Here is a 19,191-nt window from a genome sequence, read left to right on the forward strand (position 1 = left end):
CTATATCGACTGTACGTAACGAGTTTGGAGTGATGGCATGAACCAGATTGTGAACATGGTAATGCGCATGGTGATGCGGCGCGTGATCGGCAAAGGGATAAGTGCGGGTATGAACGCGCTGAGCAAAGGTAAAAGTGCACCGCGCGGGGTAGGCCGTTCTGCACCGCCGCCCACATCCAAAGACCGCGAGAAATACTAGGGCCTGTTTGCGGGTTTACCCTGCGGGACTTGGATATTTTTGAACAAAAGAAGCGCTGTGCCGCGCCAAGTTCACGGCGTTTTGAAATGCTTTGACAGCTTGAGCCCTTGGCCCTGATAGTTGCTGGCGATCCCAGTGCCGTAAAGCTGATCTGGGACATCCGCCATGCGTTCATAGACCAAACGCCCCACGACTTGGCCGTGTTCCAGCACAAACGGTGCCTCATGGCAGCGCACTTCAAGAACGCCGCGCGAGCCTTGCCCACCTGCGTTTGCATGGCCAAAGCCGGGATCGAAAAAGCCTGCGTAGTGTACGCGGAATTCGCCCACCATGGCCAGATAGGGTGCCATTTCGGCAGCGCAATCAGGCGGAATGGTGACGGCCTCACGGCTTACCAGAATGTAGAACGCACCGGGATCAAGGATAATCCGTTCGTCCGTGGTGTAGATCGGCTCCCAATAATCAGCGGGCGGATAGTGGGCGATCTTATCAAGATCGATGACACCCGTATGGGGTTTTGCACGGTAGCCCACCAGACCTGTGGCCGTGGGTTTCAGATCAACCGAAAAGCCCAGGCCGTTGTCGATATGGGCAGGGCCGTCCACAATGGGATCTTCTGCGTGTAGCTGTTTCAGTTCAATATCCGACAGGACCGAGGGCATTGCATCGCGGAAGCGGATTTGGTTAAGCCTCTGTCCCGGACGCACCAATACGCTGAAAGAACGAGGACAGATTTCCGCATAAAGCGGCCCTGAGTAGCCCGCCGCAATACGGTCAAACTCAACACCGCCATCGGTGATTGTGCGTGTCAGAAGATCAAGGCGGCCGGTGGATGATTTGGCGTTGGCCACAGCGGTGATGCCCGCGGGCAGATCAAGCGCCTCCATCAAGGGAACCACATATACTGCGCCTTTTTCAAGAACAGCACCGTCGGTCAGATCAATGCGGTGCATCTCAAACTCGGCCAGCCGATCAGCGACTGTGTTGCCTTCACCGGCCAAAAACGAGGCGCGAACACGGTAGGCAACAGTACCAAGACGCAAATCAAGGCTGGCTGGTTGCAGTTGGGCGGGCAGAATCTCGGGCGATCCGATAAGCGCTTTGTCTTTGATCAGCTGTTCGATGTTTTGGCTGGCTAAAACGCCCATAGTATTGATCCTTATACACAAAACGCCCGCGCGACGGATCGCACAGGCGTTTTAATGTGGGTTGTTTTGGTCGGGCTAGCAGGACTCGAACCTGCGACCTTCCGTCCCCCAGACGGACGCGCTACCAGGCTGCGCCATAGCCCGCTCACAGGGTCTATAGCGTCAAGAATGGGGCGGACACAAGCGTCATTTGCACGAATATTGGCAAAGCACGTGTGCGGGTTCGTCAGGGGCATGCGACTGGTCATGAGCCTACTTGGCCGCATCCATTTTCGCGGCAAGGGCAGCGAGACGGTCATGAAGGGGGCGTATGGATTGGGCTTTCTCACGCAAAGCGTTGGGCGATGTTTGGGCAATGAGCCCGCCAATGGTTGGCCCTTGCGCAAGCTCGGTGTCCGTTGGATCCGCAGGTGTGTGCACTGGCGTGATTTGTGCTTTTGCAGGCTCGTTTGGTGTTTGCGCATCAAGCGGGGCTGCCGCAGGAAAGCTGACGATGTCAGCCTCGGGGGTAGGGGTTTCGTCGATAACAGGCACATCAATTGCAGCGGGCGCCTCGGTTGGGGCGGCTGGTTTCGGCTCGGCCTGCAGCGGAGCGTCCGCAGCATCATTAGGCCCGGCTGGTTCATCGGTTGGCTCATCGGGGAAGAACGACGCGTGTAGCCCAGCAGGGGTGTCTTCCACGCGGAAGTCATTCGGCTTTTCTGCCGCGGGCTCTATTTCTTGGGGTGCCTCAGCGGGTGTGGGTTCTGGTGCGTGCGGGGGGGTAGGTGTGCTTGCTTGGGGGGCGGTAATCGCCTCGTCTTGCTCAAACGGGAGCGGGCGGGAGTGTTCGGAAATGGCATTGGCGCCGCTCTCGGACATCATCTTTTGAACGCCCTTGATGGTCATCCCGTCATCATGCAGCAATTTACGTACACCGCCCAGCACACGCATATCAGCGGGGCGATAGTACCTGCGGCCGCCTGCGCGCTTTACGGGCTTCACGGCCGCAAATTTGCTTTCCCAATAGCGCAGCACGTGAGGGGCCACGTCGAGCCACTCAGCCACTTCCGAGATTGTGCGAAATGCGTCTTTGGTTTTGGCCATCGGGCCGACCCCTTAGGATTTGTTGCCGTCTGCGACACGCTCTTTCATTAGATGCGAGGGGCGGAACGTCAAAACACGGCGGGGCGGAATAGCGGCAACCTCGCCTGTTTTGGGATTACGGCCTTCACGGGCGGCTTTTTCGCGGACGGAAAATGTACCAAACGAGCTGATTTTCACTTGCTCGCCGCGCACTAATGCGTCGGACATTTCATCGAGTACGGTTTCGACAAGGCCTGCGCTTTCGTTACGTGAAAGACCAACCTCGCGGAACACAGCCTCAGATAGATCCATGCGCGTAAGTGTTTTATCAACCATTTATACGTCCCCCAGACTTATGAGAGAGACTTTGACCCATGGTAATTTGTGAGTCAATAACAACAGCTTAGAACAGGCAGTTGAGGCGCTTTACCAGCGCAACACAACTGAACCCCACGCCAAGCCGCCGCCAATAGCCTCTGTGACCAGCAAATCACCCGCTTTGATCTGACCACGCTCAACGCCCACAGACAGCGCCAGCGGGATAGATGCGGCAGATGTGTTGCCGTGGTCAGGCACCGTTACCACAACACGCTCCATAGGCAGGCCCATCTTGGTGGCGGTGGCTTTGATGATGCGTAAATTGGCTTGGTGGGGCACGACCCACGCGACGTCATCTGCGGTCACATCGCATTTCGCCATAGCGGTGTGTGCCGTGGCGGCCAGTTTTTCAACGGCGTGGCGGAAGACTTCCTTGCCTTCCATGCGCAGTTTGCCAGCGTCGGGCGCGTTAACGCCACCGTCTACGTAAAGGATGTCGCGGTAGCTGCCGTCGCTGTTCAGGTCCGTGGCCAGAATACCGCGGTCGGCTTTGGTGCCATCCCCTGTGCTGCGCTCGATGATCAGCGCACCTGCGCCGTCGCCGAACAGCACACAGGTGCCACGGTCAGTCCAATCCATGATGCGGCTGAATGTTTCCGCGCCGATCACCAAGACACGTTCCGCTTGCCCAGAAATCACCAGCGCGTTGGCATTGGCCAGCGCAAAGACAAAACCCGCACAGACCGCTTGGATGTCAAACGCAAAGCCGCTTTTCATGCCCAGCTCGGCCTGAACCATGGTGGCGGCAGACGGGAAAGTTAGGTCTGGCGTAGATGTAGCGACGATCAGCGCGTCAATGTCACTTGCTTCAAGGCCTGCCATTTTAAGGGCGTTTTGTGCAGCAGCAGCAGCCATTTGCGAGGTCGTCTCACCCTCAGCGGCAAAATGGCGGCGCTCAATCCCGGAGCGTGCTTTGATCCACTCGTCTGTGGTGTCTAGCGTTTTCTCGAACTCAGAGTTTGGAACAACGCGGGTCGGCAGGTAATGACCAACCCCTCGAACAACAGCACGGACAGTGTCTTGGGTCATGCGTCAGCTTTCTTCTTTATCCAAATCAGCCGCAAGCTCATTTGCAGTGGCGATGCGTTTAGCAAGTTTGCGGTTGAAATCCGATTGTGACAAGCGCGACGCAAGGTGGATTGCGCTGGCCATGCCAAGGACGTCGGACGAGCCGTGGGATTTCACAACTGTGCCGTTAAGCCCCAAAAACACACCACCGTTCACGCGGCGCGGGTCAATTCGGCGCGCCAATCGGCGCAGCGAGGGCAGGGCCAAAAGGGCTGCAAGGCGCGAAAGAGGCGTGTGCCGGAAGGCCTTGCCCAAAAAGTCGCGGATCAGGCTGGCGGTCCCTTCACCGGTTTTCAGCGCAACATTGCCCGTAAAACCATCGGTCACAATCACGTCCACTTTGTCAGACGGAATATCGCCGCCCTCCACAAAACCCACGTAATCAAGTTTTGACTTTTTCGCAGCGCGGCGCAGCAATTCATGGGCTACTTTAAGTTCGGCGCGGCCCTTATGTTCTTCGGTGCCGACGTTCAAAAGCCCCACACGCGGGGTTTCAAGGTCCAGACCGTTACGGGCATAGGACGCGCCCATCATGGCGTATTGCAAAAGATCATGTTCGTCGGCGCGAATATCAGCACCTACGTCCAGCATCACGTTAAAGCCGGAGGGGTTCCGTGAGGGCCACAGGCACGCAATCGCGGGGCGGTTCACCCCATCGACTTTGCGCAAACGGATCATGGAAATCGCCATCAGCGCGCCGGTATTGCCGCATGAAACTGCAACATCCGCGTCGCCGGTGCGCACCGCTTCAATGCACGACCACATGGAGGTGTCTTTACCGCTACGCAAAACTTGTGAGGGTTTGTCCACCATTTCGACCACGCCCGCACAATCGCGCAGCTCAACCACATCGCTAAGACGGCGGCGATCAAGAAGGGGGGTCAGAACGCTGGCTTGGCCGTGCAAGATAAACCGCAAAGACGGATCTTTCTTGGCACAACGTGCAAGACCCGCAACAACAGTCGCGGGTCCATTATCGCCACCCATGGCGTCAACTGAGACAACCGTGTGACTGCGTGTGGTATCCTCGATCTGTTTGATCTGGGGTTGGTCGGTCATACCGCCTCACACGCGCCTTTGGTTAATCGGTTTGGTTTACTGAAAAGCAGCTTACGCCGCGTCTTCGTCATCCAACTCGATTTCTTCAACCAATGCCACAACTTCTTTGTCGTCGTAGTGGCCGCACGAAGCGCAAACGTGGTGTGGACGCTTCAGCTCGCCACAGTTTGTGCACTCGTTCGGGTTGCCAGCAACCAACGCGTCATGTGCGCGGCGGTTGTTGCGACGTGATTTCGAAATCTTATTCTGGGGGACAGCCATGTCTCAACCTCAGGTGTCTGCGGACGGCCCGCAGGGCGCCCTAGGTAAATATTCAATCTGCTCTGAGCGGCGCGATAGGGGATTCCCGAGCGACTGTCCAGACGATGTATGTTTCAGAACCGCGACGTATAGTCAGAAATTGCAGTGGCGCAAGTATTTTCGCACGCATTTTAGCGCAGTACCTCGCGGAATAGGCTGTCTTTATGGTCTTGGCAGCGCAAAGCGGGTCGGGGTTACCAAAGTTAAGGCCTGTTTTGGTCGGCCTTACTTACAATGTGCGAATGTTAGCGCGGGAATTAGTATCTGGCAATGTCTGGTCAAACGCCTGATCTGGGGTAGGCTAGTGCTTACGGGCGCATCACCGGTTTGGTGCGGCTCACGTATTTCTACCCTTGGTAAAGGACCATATCGAATGAACAATTTTGCGACCAAGACAACGCTTGCGGGGGTGTTGGCACTTAGCACCGCGTTTGGCGCGCAGGCCGAAACGTTTCGGTGGGCGGGCAACACTGATCCCCAAACCATGGACCCTCACGCGGTAAACTCTGCGCCGGTTCTGGGCTTTTTGAACAACGTCTACGAGGGCCTCGTGCGCCGCGGCAAAGATATGGCGATCGAGCCTGCACTTGCCACATCATGGGAGCCGATCGGCAACGGCGAGGGCTGGCGGTTTAACTTGCGTCAGGGCGTAAAGTTCCACGGTGGCGAGGATTTCACCGCTGAGGATGTGCTTTTCAGCTATCAGCGCGCCTCAGGCCCGTCTGCGGATACCTCAAGCTGGTTCTCGCCTGTCTCTGACGTCAAAGTCGTGGATGACTTCACTGTCGACATTATGACCAAAGCGCCCAATCCGATTTTCCCCGACAGCATCGCCAACTGGATGATCATGGACAGCGGATGGGCCGAGGCAAATGATGTGGTCGCACCCACGAAAGAAGGCGAAAACCACGCCACGCTTAACGCCAACGGCACCGCCGCCTTTATGTTGACCGAGCGTCAGCCGGGCCTTCGCACTGTCCTTACGCCATTTGACGGCTGGTGGGGCGAGGCAGAGCACAACGTGACTGAGGCGGTATTTACGCCCATTCAAAACAGCGCAACGGCCGTGGCCGCGTTGCTGTCCGGTGACGTGGATATGATCAACCCCGTGCCGATCCAAGACGCCAGCCGTCTTTCCGGTGATGCCAATGTGAAAGTGATTCAAGGTATTGAGGCCCGCGTTATCATGCTGGGCGTGCCCCACGCGGCGGATACGCTGAAATACGGCACAGACGCAGGTCAGCCGAACCCGTTCAAAGACGTACGCGTTCGCAAAGCAGTTGCATCGGCCATCAATGTACCGGCGATTTTGCAAACCATCATGCGCGGCAACGCAGAGCCCGCCAACCAGTTGGTTAGCCCCGCAATGCGCGGCTACACCGAAAACCTTGGTGCGACAAACGGCGCTGCGGTGGGTGATGCCAAGGCGTTGCTTGCTGAGGCGGGCTATGCGGACGGGTTCTCATTTGGCCTGAAATGCCCCAATGACCGTTATCTGAACGATGAGGCGGTCTGTCAGGCGGTCGTTGGTATGCTGGCGCAAATCGGTCTTGATGCGCAACTTGAGGCAATGCCCGTGCGCAATTATTGGCCAGAGCTGCGCGAAGATAACTTTGACATGTATCTTCTGGGCTGGTCGCCCGGCACTTTTGACGCAGAGCACCCGATCCGTTTCCTTGCCAGCACACCTAATGCAGAGAAAAAGCTGGGTAGCTGGAACTTTGGGGACTATTCAAACGCCCGCGTTGATGCGCTGTTGCCAATGATCCAATCGGAAATCGACGATGCAAAACGCCAAGCGATGCTGGATGAAGTGGCGACTATTCTAAAGGATGAGCAAGCCTATGTGCCGCTTTATGTGCAACCGCTTGTTTGGGGTGCGCGCAGCAATATCGAGCTGACACAACGCCCCGACAACTTCTTTATCCTGCGGTGGGTAAGCGTCAACTAATCACGCATTCGCTCTGAAATTTTAGACGGGCGTCTCATGCGTGGGGCGCCCGTTTTCTTTTGTGCAGAACGCCTCAGGCACCGCGGTTTTGAACCAAATCTGCAAGGTGAGTCGCACCGGCTTCCGCCAAGCCGCGCTCAACGCTGCTGCGGTCTGCGGGTGTTTTGTTCTGGCTCATTTTCCACGTACCTTGCAGATCATCGATGATAATCTCAAAGCCCACCAAACCGCGCAGCATCCGCGCCACATAATCATCAGGTGCATCGGTCACAGCCCACGGTTGGGGGCGGTTTTGCTCATGGGCGTCGGTCAACTCATGCAGATGGCGCATCAACCAGTCGGGATCACGCTTGAACGTCAGGGTCCCGCGGGCGTGTACGACCACGTAATTCCACGTGGGCACAACTTTGCCGTGCTCTTTTTTTGAGGCATACCACGCAGGCGTCACATAGGTTTGCGGCCCTTGGAACAGGCAAAGCACTTCAATAGGGCCGGACGTTTCACGAAAAAGCGGGTTCGACACAGCGATATGCCCGTGCAGCGCACCTAACGGATCGACACTGCTGTGCACCACAAGCGGAACGTGATCGGCGCTGAGGCTGCCTGTGGCGTGCGACACGATCGCCGCAAAAGGGTGCTCGGTCATCATTGCGTGCATCACGTCGACGCGGGTCTCGCTGAATACCTCGGGCTGGCGCATGAGATGTCCTTACTGTGGCTACTGGGCAATTTGGTACTGCGTTGAAATGGTTAGCAGCCCTGCGGCTGCTCGCCAAACGTTTCTGATAAGACGTCGCAGAAAAGCAGGGGGCAGGTTTCATCCCCTAAAAAAACGCGTTAGTCTTTGGTGCCCTTAAGCAAATCCGCAAGCCCCGCGAACGGCTTTGCCTGCTCGTCGGTCATGGCTTCTTTTTCGGGTTCAGTCACCGCAATTTTCACTGGAACTGAGCCTTCGATGCGCGGAAATGCCGGCACCGACAGGGTCAGCGCTTCGAACAAGACATGCATCAGATCAACCGCTTCTGGCAGGGGCTCAATCCGGTCGTCCTCGGGCATCTCAATTTCCGTGGCTTCATCAACGGCGGGTGGGTTTGCCGTGTAAATCCGCTCAAGCGGCTCATCGATGCGGGTGGTCACGGGCTCAAGCGTTGCCACGCAGGGCTGCGTAACGGTCGCGCCAAACTGTGCGGTCAAATGCCAGTCGTTTTTGCCTTTTGGGGTGATTTTCCCCTCAAGGCGTACTTTGCGAAGGCTCTCCACCCCAAGATCGGCGCGCAGATCAGCCAACAGCGCGTCGTGATCCGCACCTGTGGGCGTGACGGTAAAATGCGTGGGCTTGCGCGAGGCCAATTCTGACAGTCGCAAAATATGGGCCGCGGGTGGGGTAGGCTGGTCTGGCGCAGTCATCGGGATTTCCATTCTTGAACACTCGAGTGTGCCGATATAGGTCTATTAACACAGAACGCCAACCCACGCGCGCTCGGATAAAGGGTCACACTGGTTATGCATCTTTTCAAAGCCACAGTCATCGCAGCCGCTGTTTTCACGGTTACGGCGTGTTCCGAACGGTTTCGCAACCACGGGTACGCACCTACTGATGGGGATCTGGCCGAAGTGGCTGTTGGGGTTGATACGCGCGATTCTGTGATTGAACGCTTTGGCCCGCCCACAACAGGCGGTGTGCGCACGGACAGCGGTATCTATTACGTTCAAAGCCAGTTCCGCCTTTATGCCTACCAAGCCCCAAGCGAGATTGACCGCGAAGTTGTGGCAATCAGCACAGACGCAGACGGCGTGGTCAGCAACATCGAGCGGTTTACGCTTGAGGACGGCCAAGTGGTGGCCCTGTCGCGGCGCGTCACAGACAGCAACATCGAGGGCGTAAGCTTCTTGCGTCAGCTGTTGGGTAACTTGGGCAATCTTGATGCAGGATCACTGCTGGACGACGCTTAAACCCCGGCAAACCGCATTATTTGTCCAGTGTATTGCGCAATGCACGTTGCATAATCACCGTGTCTACCCATTGACCCAGCTTAAAGCCCACAGCCTGAAGCGTGCCGGTCAGGTGGAATCCGCGTCCTGCGTGCAGCTGGATTGAGCCGTGATTTTCGCTGTTCCCTATGACGGCCACCATTTGTGACCATTCTTTATCTTCACAGGCCGCGACTAAGGCCGCAAGCAACGCACGCCCCACACCGCGCCCACGGGCGGCCGCATCCACGTAGACAGACGATTCGATAGAATGACGATAGGCAGGGCGCACCCTGTATGGGCCCGCATATGCGTATCCCATGACCACCCCATCAATTTCAGCCACCAAATAGGGAAATCCCCCCGCGCGCAGGGCATCAAAGCGGCTGGTCATCTCCGCTTCATCGGGGGGTGTTTCTTCAAATGTGGCAAGCCCGTGCAGCACCTCATGGGCGTAGATTTGCGTCACAGCAGCCATGTCAGCGGCGGTTGCGGGGCGGACAAGCGGTGCGGTGGAGGTGCTCACGTCGGGTCAGGCCTCGTCTTCGGCGTGAAAAGACAGGGATACGCCGTTGATACAATAGCGCAGGCCTGTTGGCGCAGGCCCGTCAGGGAAAACATGGCCCAAATGCCCGTCACAGCGCGCGCAGTGTACTTCTGTGCGGCGCATGAAAAAGCTGTTGTCTGATTTTTCACCGACCATTTCTGCATCAATCGGTTGGTAAAAGGATGGCCATCCCGTGCCGCTTTCAAACTTGTGGGCTTGATCAAAAAGCGGCGCGCCGCAGCCTTTGCACAGGTAAATACCATCGTCCTTGGGGAAGTTTTCGTTGCTGCCCGCGCGCTCTGTGCCGTGTTTGCGCAGCACTTTATACTCAAGATCATTAAGTTGCGCGCGCCATTCCGCGTCGGTTTTGATGACTTTATCCATGGGCTGTCTCCTTGAACGAGGGCGTTTGGGGGTGGGCAATGTTTGGTGATGACCTTCGCTTGCAACAGACATAGGGTGAGCGGGCTGCTTCGCCAAGGAGGGTCGAACACATGCAACCCCGCGACGCATCTTTTGATGAACCGCTCAGCCCTGCGCCGCAAACGCGCAGCGCGCCGCGTTTTATCGCGCGGCCTGCATCAGGACCTGCAGAACTGCGCGCATTGCAGGCCCTGCGCCACCGCGCGTTCTTTGGCAGTGCGGGCATTGATGCAGACCCGTTTGATGCCCTGTCCCAGCATCATGTTGTGGTGGATCATCAACAAGACGGCCGCATTGTTGGGGGCTTTCGAACCCGTGTGTTGCAGCCAGTGACCACGCCCCAAGGTGCGGCAAGCTACGCAGACAGCTACACAGGCGGCTTTTACGATTTGCGCCCCTTTGCAGAGCGCGGCGATACGGTGCTTGAATTGGGCCGTGTTTGCGTGGATCCGGATGTACAAAACGCGGATGTGTTGCGCCGCGCTTGGGGGGCGCTGGCCCAGTTGGTGCGTGCCGCAGATGTGGATGTGATCATTGGTTGTTCAAGCTTTGAAGGCACAGAGATTGCGCGCCACACGGATGTGCTTTGCCACCTTTTTGCCAAACATGGCCGTCAGGGGCATGGCGCGCCGGTGTTATTGGATGGGCAGGCGGGTCAGATCGCAGGTGGTAAGGCAGTGGCTCTGGCCTCACTGACGCCAACTGGCCAAGTTCCGCGCCCCACAGATGTGCCACCGCTTTTGCGGACCTACCTTATGATGGGCGGTTGGATCGGGGATCATGCGGTGATTGATCCGCATATGAAGACCACCCATGTTTTCACTGCGCTGCGCGTGGCCGATGTGCCCGAGGCGCGCAAACGGCTGGCGGACAGTTGGGCGTGATGCAAGATCATGTTGACGCGGCGGCCGCACGCACATAGCTGCTCCCCATGGCACGTGCACCCCTTTTACAACTCTCTGACATCTCGCTGACTTTTGGCGGCGAGCCTGTCTTCTCCGAACTGGGTCTTCTGGTTCATCCCGCAGACCGCGTAGCGTTGGTGGGGCGAAATGGCTCTGGCAAATCTACCTTGATGAAAGTCATGGCGGGTTTGGTCGAACAAGACACAGGCGCGTGCGTGACAAGCCCCGGCGTCAGCGTGGGATACATGGAGCAAGACCCCACGATGGAGGGGTTTGCCACATTGGGTGATTACGCCACCAGCGCGCTCGACCCGTCTGAAAGCTACAAAGTGGACATGGTTGCAGAAGGGTTGAAGTTTAACCCCGACGGCGATGTGGCCACTGCATCGGGCGGAGAGCGCCGCCGTGCGGCCTTGGCCAAACTTATGGCTGAAGCGCCCGAGTTAATGCTGTTGGACGAGCCGACGAACCACCTTGATATTGAGGCGATCGCGTGGCTTGAGGCCGAACTGAAACAAACCCGTGCGGCGTTTGTGCTGATCTCGCACGACCGTGCGTTTTTGCGTGCTTTGACCCGCGCAACCCTGTGGATTGACCGTGGTGCAGTGCGCCGTCAGGAAAAGGGCTTTGACGCGTTTGAGCAATGGCGCGACGCCACGTGGGAAGAAGAGGACATGCAGCGCCACAAGCTGGACCGCAAGATCAAGGCCGAGGCCCGTTGGGCCGTTGAAGGCATCTCGGCGCGGCGCAAACGCAACCAGGGCCGTGTACGTGCGTTGCAGGAATTGCGCGCCGACCGTGCGGGTATGATCAAACGCCAAGGCGGTGCCGCGATGGCGCTTGAGGCGGGGCCGACATCTGGTAAAAAAGTTATGGAATCTATCGGCATTTCAAAGCGTTACGGCGACAAGCTAATCCTCAAGGACTTCTCGCTTACGATCCAACGCAAAGACCGTATTGCTTTTGTGGGGCCGAATGGTGCGGGCAAAACGACGCTGCTTAACATGCTGACCGGACAAGTGTCTCCCGATGAGGGACAGATCAAGTTGGGCACTAATCTTGAGTTGGCAATTTTTGACCAAAGCCGTGCTCAGCTGGATCCGGATATGACCCTTTGGGACAGCCTGACAGGCGACAAAGATATGGCTGTTTCGGGTAAAGCAGACCAAGTTATGGTGCGCGGCGAGCCGCGACACGTGATTGGCTACCTCAAGGATTTCCTTTTTGATGAACGTCAGGCCCGCGCGCCTGTTCGCTCGCTTTCGGGGGGTGAAAAAGCACGGCTTTTGCTGGCTAAAATCATGGCGCGCTCATCTAATGTGCTGGTCTTGGACGAGCCGACCAACGATTTGGACGTTGAAACCCTTGATTTGATGCAAGATTTGCTTGGGGAATACGATGGCACGGTCTTGCTGGTCAGCCACGACCGTGACTTTTTGGACCGTGTTGCCAGCACCACAATCGCAATGGAGGGCGATGGCCGCGCGACTGTCTATGCCGGTGGTTGGAGCGATTATCAAAGTCAGCGCAGCGCCGTTGCCGCAAGCGTTGAGGCGTCAGCGCCGCAAGCAAAACAAGCATCAAAAACAACCACGCCTGAGCCCGCTGCGAAACCCGTTGAGGCACTAAGTTTCACGCAAAAGCACCGCCTTGAGGCGCTGCCCGCCGAGATTGACCGCCTGAATGCTGAGATCGCAAAGCTTGAGGCGTATCTGGCGCAGCCTGATCTTTATACAGCCGAACCTGTGAAGTTTGCCAAAGCGACCGAAGGTCTGGTTGAGCGGCAACAGCTTTTAGCGCAGGCTGAAGAAGAATGGCTTGAACTGGCAGAGCGCGCCGAGGGGTAAGTACCTATGGCCGCGACTAACTGGCGGCCATAGATTAGCTTTAACTTCACCGCATAGGGTGCTGTTATTGCTCAGGCAAAAAGTCAGCGGCAAATGCGCAAAGTGTCTTTAGCGCTTCGGCCAGCGCACCATCATCCACAGTCATCGCAACTCTGACATGACCCGCTGCCGCTTGGCCGAAACTCTCGCCCGGCATGACCGCAATGTTGTGATGATCCAGCAAGGTGTTGGCAAAGCTGTCGCCGCTTAACCCCGTGCCACGAATGTCGAGCATCAGGTACATCGCGCCGTCACTGGGGATAAGGCGCACTGTGTTTTGCGCGCCCAGAATATCCATCGCAATTTTGCGGCGCCGCTCAAACGGGGCGCCCACGCGCCGTTCAAGCTCCGGATCATCGGTCAGGGCGAAATGTGCTGCGTCTTGGATAAAGCCCGCCACGCCGTATGTGGTGTGCGTCGCCAGATCGCGAAGATGTTCAATGACCGGCGCATCGGCGATGACCCAGCCGATACGGCTGCCGGTCATGGCGTGGGATTTCGACATAGAACCAACCACCAAAGTACGCGCTGCCATGCCGTCAACCGCGCGGGGAGACAGATGTTCACCGCGCCAGATTTGGGTGTCATAAACCTCGTCGCTGATCAGCCACATGTCGTTTTCAAGGACTGTTTGCGCAATGGTTTCAATGGTTTGTCGGGTATAGATAACGCCCGTCGGGTTGTTGGGGGTGTTGATCAGCAAGCTGCGCGCACCGCGTGCTGCCGCCAGATCCGTTGCGGTTGGTTGAAAGCCGTTGTCCGCCTGAACAGGCACGGCGCGCGGGATCGCACCAACTGTGCGGATCGTGCCGGGATACGTGGCGTAATAGGGCTCGATATAGGCGGCGGTGTCGCCTTCGTCGCAGCACGCGTGGTGGGCTGCAAACAGGGCGGATTGGCCGCCGGGGGTGATCAAAACGTTGTCGCGGGTCGTGGGGACACCTGTCCGCGCGCTGACCCGTGCGGCAACTGCGTCGCGCAGCGGTTTGGTACCAGGCACGCTGGCATAGCCCGTGTGACCGCCCTTGGCGCTTTCGTTCATGGCGGCCAGAATGCTTGGGTCCGTGCGGATGTCGTGCTCACCGATGGTAAGGTCGATAATTTCAGTTCCAGCGGCTTTGAGCGCACGGGCGCGGTACAAAAGCGCCCACCCATCGTCGCCGTCGCCCGTCAGGGTGCTAATGCGGTTTGATAATTTCATACCCTATGTGGGCCAGAGAGTGCAGTGCGGGTCAACCGGAATTTACGCGGCACGCGGCGGCAGCTTTCATCTGGGTCTGCAAGGCTCTTGGCGCGTCCGCATTGCAATGATAAGCCCGCCCCGACAGACCGCAGGAAGCATCCCATGACGATTACGCTCTATGATACCAAGCGCCGTGAAAAAGCCCCGTTCACGCCGATCGACCCGCAAAATGTGCGGATGTATGTATGCGGTCCCACGGTCTATGATCGTGCGCATTTGGGGAACGCGCGTCCCGTCGTGGTCTTTGACGTGCTCTACCGTGTGCTGCGCCACACATATGGGGCGGATTGTGTCAAATACGTGCGTAATTTCACTGACGTAGATGACAAGATTAACGCCAAAGCGGCCGCAACGGGCCGCGCCATTGGCGACATTACGGATGAGACAATTAGCTGGTTTCTAAGCGACATGGGCGCACTTGGCGCGCTGGAGCCTGATGCAGCCCCTCGTGCCACCCAGTATATCCCGCAAATGGTTGACATGATTGAAGGCTTGATCGCATCGGGTCATGCCTACGCGGCAGAGGGCCATGTGCTTTTTGCGGTCGAAAGCTATGCGGAATATGGCGCGCTTTCGGGGCGGTCTGTTGATGATATGATTGCTGGCGCGCGTGTTGAAGTGGCGCCTTACAAACGTAACCCGATGGACTTTGTGCTGTGGAAACCATCGGATGCGCAAACGCCCGGTTGGGACAGCCCGTGGGGGCGCGGCAGACCTGGCTGGCACATCGAATGTTCTGCCATGGCCCATGATCTTTTGGGCGCTGAATTTGATATCCACGGCGGTGGCAACGACCTGCAATTCCCCCACCATGAAAACGAGATCGCGCAAAGCTGTTGTGCCGGTCACGGGTTCGCAAAAGTGTGGCTGCACAACGAGATGCTGCAAGTTGAAGGTAAGAAAATGTCCAAATCGTTGGGCAATTTCTTCACGGTAAAAGACTTGCTGGACCAAGGGGTATCTGGCGAGGTCATTCGGTTTGTGATGCTGTCGACGCATTACCGCAAACCGATGGACTGGACTGAGAAAAAGCGTGCTGATGCGGAAAAAACCCTCGCGAAATGGCGCGGGCTTGCGGCGGACGGTGGACAGGTGTCCGCGGTGGTAATCGAAGCTCTTGGGGATGATCTGAACACTGCGGGAGCCATTGCAGAATTGCACCGCTTGGCCTCTGCGGGTGAGGGTGCAGCGTTGAAAGCATCGGCGCAGTTCTTGGGCTTGCTGGAGGTGGATGAGGCCGGTGACAAAGTTGATTTGTCCGCACTTGAGGCGCGGCTGTCAGCGCTGCGGACACAGGCCATGGAAACCAAGGATTTCGGGGCCGTAGACGCGCTCAAGACCAAACTCTTGGCCGCTGGTATTCAGGTGCAAATGTCAAAAGCGGGCGTCAGCCTAAGCGCGCCTCTGGGCTTTGATGCAGCAACGCTTGAGGAGCTGCTATGACCGAACGGCTCTATATCTACGACACAACCCTGCGCGACGGACAACAGACCCAAGGGGTGCAGTTTCACACCCACGAAAAACAGCACATCGCCGCTGTTCTTGATGATCTGGGCGTTGATTATATCGAGGGCGGTTGGCCCGGTGCGAACCCCACTGACAGCGCGTTTTTCGATGCAGCGCCCCAAACCAAAGCGCAGATGACGGCCTTTGGGATGACCAAACGGGCAGGGCGCTCGGCCGCGAATGATGAGGTACTTGCGGGTGTTTTGAACGCGGGCACGGGCGCCGTGTGCCTTGTGGGTAAAACCAGCGCGTTTCATGTGACAGACGCGCTTGGCATCACCCTTGAGGAAAACCTTGCCAATATCGCGGACAGCATTGCCCATATCGTGTCCCAAGGGCGCGAGGCGCTGCTGGATGCAGAGCATTTCTTTGACGGGTATTTGGCCGATCCGGCCTATGCGCTTGGGTGTTTGCATGCGGCGATTGAGGCAGGCGCGCGGTGGGTTGTTTTGTGTGACACCAACGGCGGTAGTCTGCCCCAAGATGTGGCGCGCATCACTGCCGAGGTCATCAAAGCGGGTATCCCCGGTGATAAACTGGGGATTCACACCCATAACGACACCGAAAACGCCGTGGCGAATACTTTGGCGGCCGTTGATGCGGGGGCGCGTCAAATTCAAGGCACGCTCAACGGCTTGGGTGAGCGGTGTGGCAATGCAAACCTAACCACGCTTTTGCCCATTCTGCTGCTGAAAGAACCCTATGCCAGCGCGTTCCGGACAGGTGTCTCAGTCGATGCGTTGAAAGGCCTGACCAAGGCGTCGCGGATGCTGGATGATATCTTGAACCGCGTGCCCGCAAGACAGGCCGCTTTCGTTGGTGCATCAGCCTTTGCCCACAAGGCGGGTCTGCACGCCAGCGCCATTTTGAAAAACCCCGCAACCTATGAGCACGTGGATCCTGCCGTTGTCGGCAACGCGCGCGTGATCCCCATGTCGAACCAAGCGGGGCAGTCAAATCTGCGCAAGCGGCTTGGGGATATGGGACTTGAGGTTGCCAAAGATGACCCTGCGTTGGGGCGCATTTTGGACCGTGTGAAAGAACGCGAAGACGCGGGCTACTCGTTCGACACGGCGCAGGCCAGCTTTGAGTTGCTTGCGCGCCGCGAACTTGGCCAAGCGCCAGAGTTTTTTGAGGTCAAACGCTACAAAGTCACGGTCGAGCGGCGCAAAAACAAGCGTAACAAGATGGTCAGCCTCTCTGAGGCGGTGGTGGTTGTTAAAGTCGATGGGCAAAAGATGCTGTCGGTGTCGGAATCTATGGATGAAACGGGCAGTGACCGTGGGCCGGTTAACGCGCTTGCCAAGGCATTGGCCAAAGACCTTGGGCCTTATCAGACGCTGATTGACGATATTCGGTTGGTGGATTTCAAAGTACGCATCACCCAAGGCGGCACCGAGGCCGTGACCCGTGTTGTCATCGACAGCGAAGACAGCGGCGGCAACCGCTGGTCTACGGTTGGGGTGTCTGCAAATATCGTGGACGCAAGTTTTGAAGCGTTGCTGGATGCGGTGAATTGGAAGCTGGTGCGCGATGTCGTTTGAAAGCTGTGCGGCCCTTGTTGAGCGCGCTGATCCGGACCGTTTTGCGGCCCTTATGTCTGCTCCGGTGGCGGTGCGCCGTGTGTGTTTTCCGCTTTATGCCTTCAATATTGAGGTAAGTCGCGCGCCGTGGGTCACCAAAGAACCTATGATTGCTGAAATGCGGCTACAGTGGTGGCGCGACGCTTTAGAAGAGATCGGCCAAGGGCGCGGTCGCCGTCATGAGGTGGTTGATGCCCTTGGCCCCGTGCTTGATCCACGTGCGGCGGATGATCTGGACGCGCTTGTCGCCGCGAGGCGGTGGGATGTCTACACAGACGCATTCGAGGACATGGCCGCCTTTGATGGCTATATCGAAGATACTTCGGGGCTGTTGTTATGGACAGCTGTCCGGCTTTGCGGACAAGTGTCCGAAGACACGCGGACAGATGTCCTGCGCTATGGTTTCGGGGTTGGGGTGGCTACTTGGCTGCGCGCGATCCCGCAGCTTCAAGACCGCGGGCGTATTCCACTGGTGGACGGCACGCCCCAAGGTGTACGCGATTTGGCTGAACGGGCGCTGTCCGACATGAAGCACGCCAAGAGTAATTTGAGACACGTGTCCGCCCCTGCGCGCGCGGTTTTGCGCAGCGGCTGGCGGGCCGAGGCGACCCTGCGTGCGGCGCGCGAAATTCCCGAACGTGTCATAGAAGGGCAGCTTGACGAAAGCCCCTTTGCGCGTAAACTCCGCCTGATGGTGCTGAGCGCGCGGGGTGCGTTTTAGGCCGCAACAGCGGGCCTGCGCATCAGCCAGACAAGGGCACCGCCGGCCAGCGCCAGAAATGGCACCATCGCGACGTTAACAGCGCTCCAACCTTCCACAACGTCACCGCCTGAACAGTTCATCAAGCCGCCCGACGCAAGCGAGGCAAGCGTCACGCATCCGAAAACGATGGCATCATTCATGCCTTGCACGCGTCCGCGTTCTTGGGGGCTGTGGGCGGATGCAAGCATGGCTGTTGCGCCGATAAAGCCAAAGTTCCAACCGATCCCAAGCAACACCAACGCTGCGTAGAAGTTCAGCAGTTCCACTCCGGTAAGGGCTACGACGCCCGCAAACCCAAGTATGACAAGGCCCAAGGCAACAACTTTCTTGGCACCAAAGCGCGCGATCACATGGCCCGTGAAAAACGATGGGGCGAACATGGCAAGCACGTGGCTTGTCACCACGTTTGACGCGTCAGACGTGGAATATCCGCAGCCCACAACGGCCAATGGAGTTGAGGTCATCACAAGGTTCATTAACGAATATGTAACCATGCCACAGATGATCGCCACGGCGATCGTCGGGTCACGCAACAGTTCTGCGCGGCTGCGACCAGCCTCGGCACCTGTGGCGGGCTTTGGCGGTTTCGGGATTTTCAGCGCAAAGAAAAGCACCAACCCTACAGCATTCAAAAGTGCTGCGGCCACGTAGACATTGAAAAAGCGCATAACGGTCTGATCGGGGTCGGCGGCTGTGATGAAGCTGACCAGTTGTGGGCCGATGATAGCACTGGCCAGACCACCTGCCATCACATAGGAAATCGCCTTGGGACGGAAGCTTTCAGAAGCAGTATCAGCTGCGGCGAAGCGGTAAAAACCGTTTGCGCTCATATAGATACCGGTCAGGTAGCTGCCGAACAAAAAGACGAGAAAACTGTCAAGCGTCAGACCCCACGCAGCAATACCTGCGCCGGCCATCCCGCCAAGTGTGCCAATTACAAAGCCTACGCGACGGCCATATGTTTGCATCACGTTCGACAGCCAAGGTGCCGTGGTCATGGACCCCAAAACCACCATTGAAACGGGCAATGTCGCAAGGCACGCATAAGGCGACAGCTGTTGCCCCGCCAGTCCCGCCACCACAAACACCAGAGGGATTTGCGCGCCCATGACCGCTTGGCACAACACCAAAACGGCAACGTTTCGTTTGGCCAATGCGTCAGATGCAATGGCCGAGGTCGGGGCGGAGGTGGTCAT

The 19,191-nt window shown here is 57.6% G+C and carries 20 protein-coding genes and 1 tRNA gene; 8 read left to right on the plus strand and 13 right to left on the minus strand.

Annotated features, from left to right (window positions below):
• The first annotated feature begins 37 nt into the window (after positions 1-37).
• Positions 38-199 (plus strand): hypothetical protein, encoded by a 162-nt coding sequence (locus tag NeNHUV3_RS00770; protein ID WP_391481861.1) that lies wholly within the window; start codon positions 38-40, stop codon positions 197-199.
• A gap of 71 nt (positions 200-270) precedes the next feature.
• Here NeNHUV3_RS00770 and NeNHUV3_RS00775 read toward each other — a convergent pair whose 3' ends face one another.
• From NeNHUV3_RS00775 to rpmF, 7 genes are all read right to left on the minus strand, one after another.
• Positions 271-1,347 (minus strand): 2'-deoxycytidine 5'-triphosphate deaminase, encoded by a 1,077-nt coding sequence (locus tag NeNHUV3_RS00775; protein ID WP_048597380.1) that lies wholly within the window; start codon positions 1,345-1,347, stop codon positions 271-273.
• A 67-nt stretch (positions 1,348-1,414) separates the two neighbouring features.
• Positions 1,415-1,491 (minus strand) — tRNA-Pro (locus NeNHUV3_RS00780).
• Positions 1,492-1,599: 108 nt separating this feature from the next.
• Positions 1,600-2,433 (minus strand): MerR family transcriptional regulator, encoded by an 834-nt coding sequence (locus tag NeNHUV3_RS00785; protein WP_391481862.1) that lies wholly within the window; start codon positions 2,431-2,433, stop codon positions 1,600-1,602.
• A 12-nt stretch (positions 2,434-2,445) separates the two neighbouring features.
• Positions 2,446-2,748 carry an integration host factor subunit alpha gene (gene ihfA, locus NeNHUV3_RS00790; protein WP_391481863.1) on the minus strand — a complete coding sequence of 101 codons (303 nt, stop codon included), beginning with the start codon at positions 2,746-2,748 and terminating at the stop codon, positions 2,446-2,448.
• 90 nt (positions 2,749-2,838) lie between these two features.
• Positions 2,839-3,819 carry a beta-ketoacyl-ACP synthase III gene (locus NeNHUV3_RS00795; RefSeq protein WP_048597382.1) on the minus strand — a complete coding sequence of 327 codons (981 nt, stop codon included), beginning with the start codon at positions 3,817-3,819 and terminating at the stop codon, positions 2,839-2,841.
• Positions 3,820-3,822: 3 nt separating this feature from the next.
• Positions 3,823-4,917, minus strand: a complete 1,095-nt coding sequence (gene plsX, locus NeNHUV3_RS00800; RefSeq protein ID WP_391481865.1) for a phosphate acyltransferase PlsX — start codon at positions 4,915-4,917, stop codon at positions 3,823-3,825.
• 51 nt (positions 4,918-4,968) lie between these two features.
• Entirely contained in the window at positions 4,969-5,178 is a 210-nt protein-coding gene (rpmF, locus tag NeNHUV3_RS00805) for a 50S ribosomal protein L32 (RefSeq protein WP_048597384.1), read from the minus strand.
• A gap of 412 nt (positions 5,179-5,590) precedes the next feature.
• Between rpmF and NeNHUV3_RS00810 the strand changes: the two genes are divergently transcribed.
• Positions 5,591-7,168 carry an ABC transporter substrate-binding protein gene (locus NeNHUV3_RS00810; protein ID WP_391481866.1) on the plus strand — a complete coding sequence of 526 codons (1,578 nt, stop codon included), beginning with the start codon at positions 5,591-5,593 and terminating at the stop codon, positions 7,166-7,168.
• Between the two features lie 73 nt (positions 7,169-7,241).
• Here NeNHUV3_RS00810 and NeNHUV3_RS00815 read toward each other — a convergent pair whose 3' ends face one another.
• Together NeNHUV3_RS00815 and NeNHUV3_RS00820 are read right to left on the minus strand one after the other, a co-directional pair.
• Positions 7,242-7,868, minus strand: a complete 627-nt coding sequence (locus NeNHUV3_RS00815) for an FMN-binding negative transcriptional regulator (protein ID WP_391481868.1) — start codon at positions 7,866-7,868, stop codon at positions 7,242-7,244.
• A 137-nt stretch (positions 7,869-8,005) separates the two neighbouring features.
• Positions 8,006-8,575, minus strand: coding sequence for a YceD family protein (locus tag NeNHUV3_RS00820; RefSeq protein ID WP_391481869.1), 570 nt, complete (start codon positions 8,573-8,575; stop codon positions 8,006-8,008).
• 96 nt (positions 8,576-8,671) lie between these two features.
• Here NeNHUV3_RS00820 and NeNHUV3_RS00825 point away from each other — a divergent pair, with 96 nt between their 5' ends.
• Positions 8,672-9,121 (plus strand): outer membrane protein assembly factor BamE, encoded by a 450-nt coding sequence (locus NeNHUV3_RS00825; RefSeq protein ID WP_048597388.1) that lies wholly within the window; start codon positions 8,672-8,674, stop codon positions 9,119-9,121.
• Between the two features lie 16 nt (positions 9,122-9,137).
• Here the strand turns inward: NeNHUV3_RS00825 and NeNHUV3_RS00830 are convergent, their stop codons facing one another.
• Both NeNHUV3_RS00830 and msrB read right to left on the minus strand, forming a co-directional pair.
• Complete coding sequence (locus NeNHUV3_RS00830) at positions 9,138-9,665, minus strand: GNAT family N-acetyltransferase (RefSeq protein ID WP_391481871.1); 528 nt, start codon at positions 9,663-9,665, stop codon at positions 9,138-9,140.
• A 6-nt stretch (positions 9,666-9,671) separates the two neighbouring features.
• Positions 9,672-10,070 carry a peptide-methionine (R)-S-oxide reductase MsrB gene (gene msrB, locus NeNHUV3_RS00835; protein WP_341246755.1) on the minus strand — a complete coding sequence of 133 codons (399 nt, stop codon included), beginning with the start codon at positions 10,068-10,070 and terminating at the stop codon, positions 9,672-9,674.
• Positions 10,071-10,180: 110 nt separating this feature from the next.
• On the opposite strand from msrB, the gene NeNHUV3_RS00840 reads away from it, so the two are divergent.
• Both NeNHUV3_RS00840 and NeNHUV3_RS00845 read left to right on the plus strand, forming a co-directional pair.
• Positions 10,181-10,993, plus strand: coding sequence for a GNAT family N-acetyltransferase (locus NeNHUV3_RS00840; RefSeq protein ID WP_391481874.1), 813 nt, complete (start codon positions 10,181-10,183; stop codon positions 10,991-10,993).
• A gap of 47 nt (positions 10,994-11,040) precedes the next feature.
• Positions 11,041-12,861: an ABC-F family ATP-binding cassette domain-containing protein gene (locus tag NeNHUV3_RS00845; protein ID WP_391481876.1), complete on the plus strand. Its 1,821-nt coding sequence runs from the start codon at positions 11,041-11,043 to the stop codon at positions 12,859-12,861.
• 64 nt (positions 12,862-12,925) lie between these two features.
• Here NeNHUV3_RS00845 and NeNHUV3_RS00850 read toward each other — a convergent pair whose 3' ends face one another.
• Complete coding sequence (locus NeNHUV3_RS00850) at positions 12,926-14,101, minus strand: pyridoxal phosphate-dependent aminotransferase (RefSeq protein ID WP_391481877.1); 1,176 nt, start codon at positions 14,099-14,101, stop codon at positions 12,926-12,928.
• A gap of 144 nt (positions 14,102-14,245) precedes the next feature.
• Between NeNHUV3_RS00850 and cysS the strand changes: the two genes are divergently transcribed.
• The 3 genes from cysS to NeNHUV3_RS00865 are packed head-to-tail and all read left to right on the plus strand — an operon-like array spanning position 14,246 to position 17,953.
• Positions 14,246-15,586, plus strand: a complete 1,341-nt coding sequence (gene cysS, locus NeNHUV3_RS00855; RefSeq protein ID WP_391481879.1) for a cysteine--tRNA ligase — start codon at positions 14,246-14,248, stop codon at positions 15,584-15,586.
• A complete protein-coding gene (gene cimA / locus NeNHUV3_RS00860) occupies positions 15,583-17,193 on the plus strand; it encodes a citramalate synthase (protein ID WP_391481881.1) in 1,611 nt (536 codons plus the stop codon). The genes cysS and cimA overlap by 4 nt, the downstream gene beginning before the upstream one ends.
• The gene (locus NeNHUV3_RS00865; RefSeq protein WP_391481882.1) at positions 17,183-17,953 is read left to right on the plus strand and encodes a squalene/phytoene synthase family protein; all 771 of its coding nucleotides are present in this window, start codon (positions 17,183-17,185) and stop codon (positions 17,951-17,953) included. Before cimA ends, NeNHUV3_RS00865 begins: the two co-directional genes overlap by 11 nt.
• On the opposite strand, the gene NeNHUV3_RS00870 is transcribed toward NeNHUV3_RS00865, so the two are convergent.
• Positions 17,950-19,191 carry an MFS transporter gene (locus NeNHUV3_RS00870; protein WP_341246761.1) on the minus strand — a complete coding sequence of 414 codons (1,242 nt, stop codon included), beginning with the start codon at positions 19,189-19,191 and terminating at the stop codon, positions 17,950-17,952. The two genes, NeNHUV3_RS00865 and NeNHUV3_RS00870, sit on opposite strands and share 4 nt — an antisense overlap.

The sequence above is a fragment of the Nereida sp. NH-UV-3 genome, from assembly GCF_042939535.1.
GTDB lineage: Bacteria > Pseudomonadota > Alphaproteobacteria > Rhodobacterales > Rhodobacteraceae > Nereida > Nereida ignava.

What these genes read in the sequence shown, in the direction of transcription:
- NeNHUV3_RS00770 (WP_391481861.1), top strand. Translation starts at nt 38, where the DNA reads ATGAACCAGATTGTGAACATGGTAATGCGCATGGTGATGCGGCGCGTG.
- NeNHUV3_RS00775 (WP_048597380.1), bottom strand. Translation starts at nt 1,347, where the DNA reads ATGGGCGTTTTAGCCAGCCAAAACATCGAACAGCTGATCAAAGACAAA.
- NeNHUV3_RS00785 (WP_391481862.1), bottom strand. Translation starts at nt 2,433, where the DNA reads ATGGCCAAAACCAAAGACGCATTTCGCACAATCTCGGAAGTGGCTGAG.
- ihfA (WP_391481863.1), bottom strand. Translation starts at nt 2,748, where the DNA reads ATGGTTGATAAAACACTTACGCGCATGGATCTATCTGAGGCTGTGTTC.
- NeNHUV3_RS00795 (WP_048597382.1), bottom strand. Translation starts at nt 3,819, where the DNA reads ATGACCCAAGACACTGTCCGTGCTGTTGTTCGAGGGGTTGGTCATTAC.
- plsX (WP_391481865.1), bottom strand. Translation starts at nt 4,917, where the DNA reads ATGACCGACCAACCCCAGATCAAACAGATCGAGGATACCACACGCAGT.
- rpmF (WP_048597384.1), bottom strand. Translation starts at nt 5,178, where the DNA reads ATGGCTGTCCCCCAGAATAAGATTTCGAAATCACGTCGCAACAACCGC.
- NeNHUV3_RS00810 (WP_391481866.1), top strand. Translation starts at nt 5,591, where the DNA reads ATGAACAATTTTGCGACCAAGACAACGCTTGCGGGGGTGTTGGCACTT.
- NeNHUV3_RS00815 (WP_391481868.1), bottom strand. Translation starts at nt 7,868, where the DNA reads ATGCGCCAGCCCGAGGTATTCAGCGAGACCCGCGTCGACGTGATGCAC.
- NeNHUV3_RS00820 (WP_391481869.1), bottom strand. Translation starts at nt 8,575, where the DNA reads ATGACTGCGCCAGACCAGCCTACCCCACCCGCGGCCCATATTTTGCGA.
- NeNHUV3_RS00825 (WP_048597388.1), top strand. Translation starts at nt 8,672, where the DNA reads ATGCATCTTTTCAAAGCCACAGTCATCGCAGCCGCTGTTTTCACGGTT.
- msrB (WP_341246755.1), bottom strand. Translation starts at nt 10,070, where the DNA reads ATGGATAAAGTCATCAAAACCGACGCGGAATGGCGCGCGCAACTTAAT.
- NeNHUV3_RS00840 (WP_391481874.1), top strand. Translation starts at nt 10,181, where the DNA reads ATGCAACCCCGCGACGCATCTTTTGATGAACCGCTCAGCCCTGCGCCG.
- NeNHUV3_RS00845 (WP_391481876.1), top strand. Translation starts at nt 11,041, where the DNA reads ATGGCACGTGCACCCCTTTTACAACTCTCTGACATCTCGCTGACTTTT.
- NeNHUV3_RS00850 (WP_391481877.1), bottom strand. Translation starts at nt 14,101, where the DNA reads ATGAAATTATCAAACCGCATTAGCACCCTGACGGGCGACGGCGACGAT.
- cysS (WP_391481879.1), top strand. Translation starts at nt 14,246, where the DNA reads ATGACGATTACGCTCTATGATACCAAGCGCCGTGAAAAAGCCCCGTTC.
- cimA (WP_391481881.1), top strand. Translation starts at nt 15,583, where the DNA reads ATGACCGAACGGCTCTATATCTACGACACAACCCTGCGCGACGGACAA.
- NeNHUV3_RS00865 (WP_391481882.1), top strand. Translation starts at nt 17,183, where the DNA reads ATGTCGTTTGAAAGCTGTGCGGCCCTTGTTGAGCGCGCTGATCCGGAC.
- NeNHUV3_RS00870 (WP_341246761.1), bottom strand. Translation starts at nt 19,191, where the DNA reads ATGACCACCTCCGCCCCGACCTCGGCCATTGCATCTGACGCATTGGCC.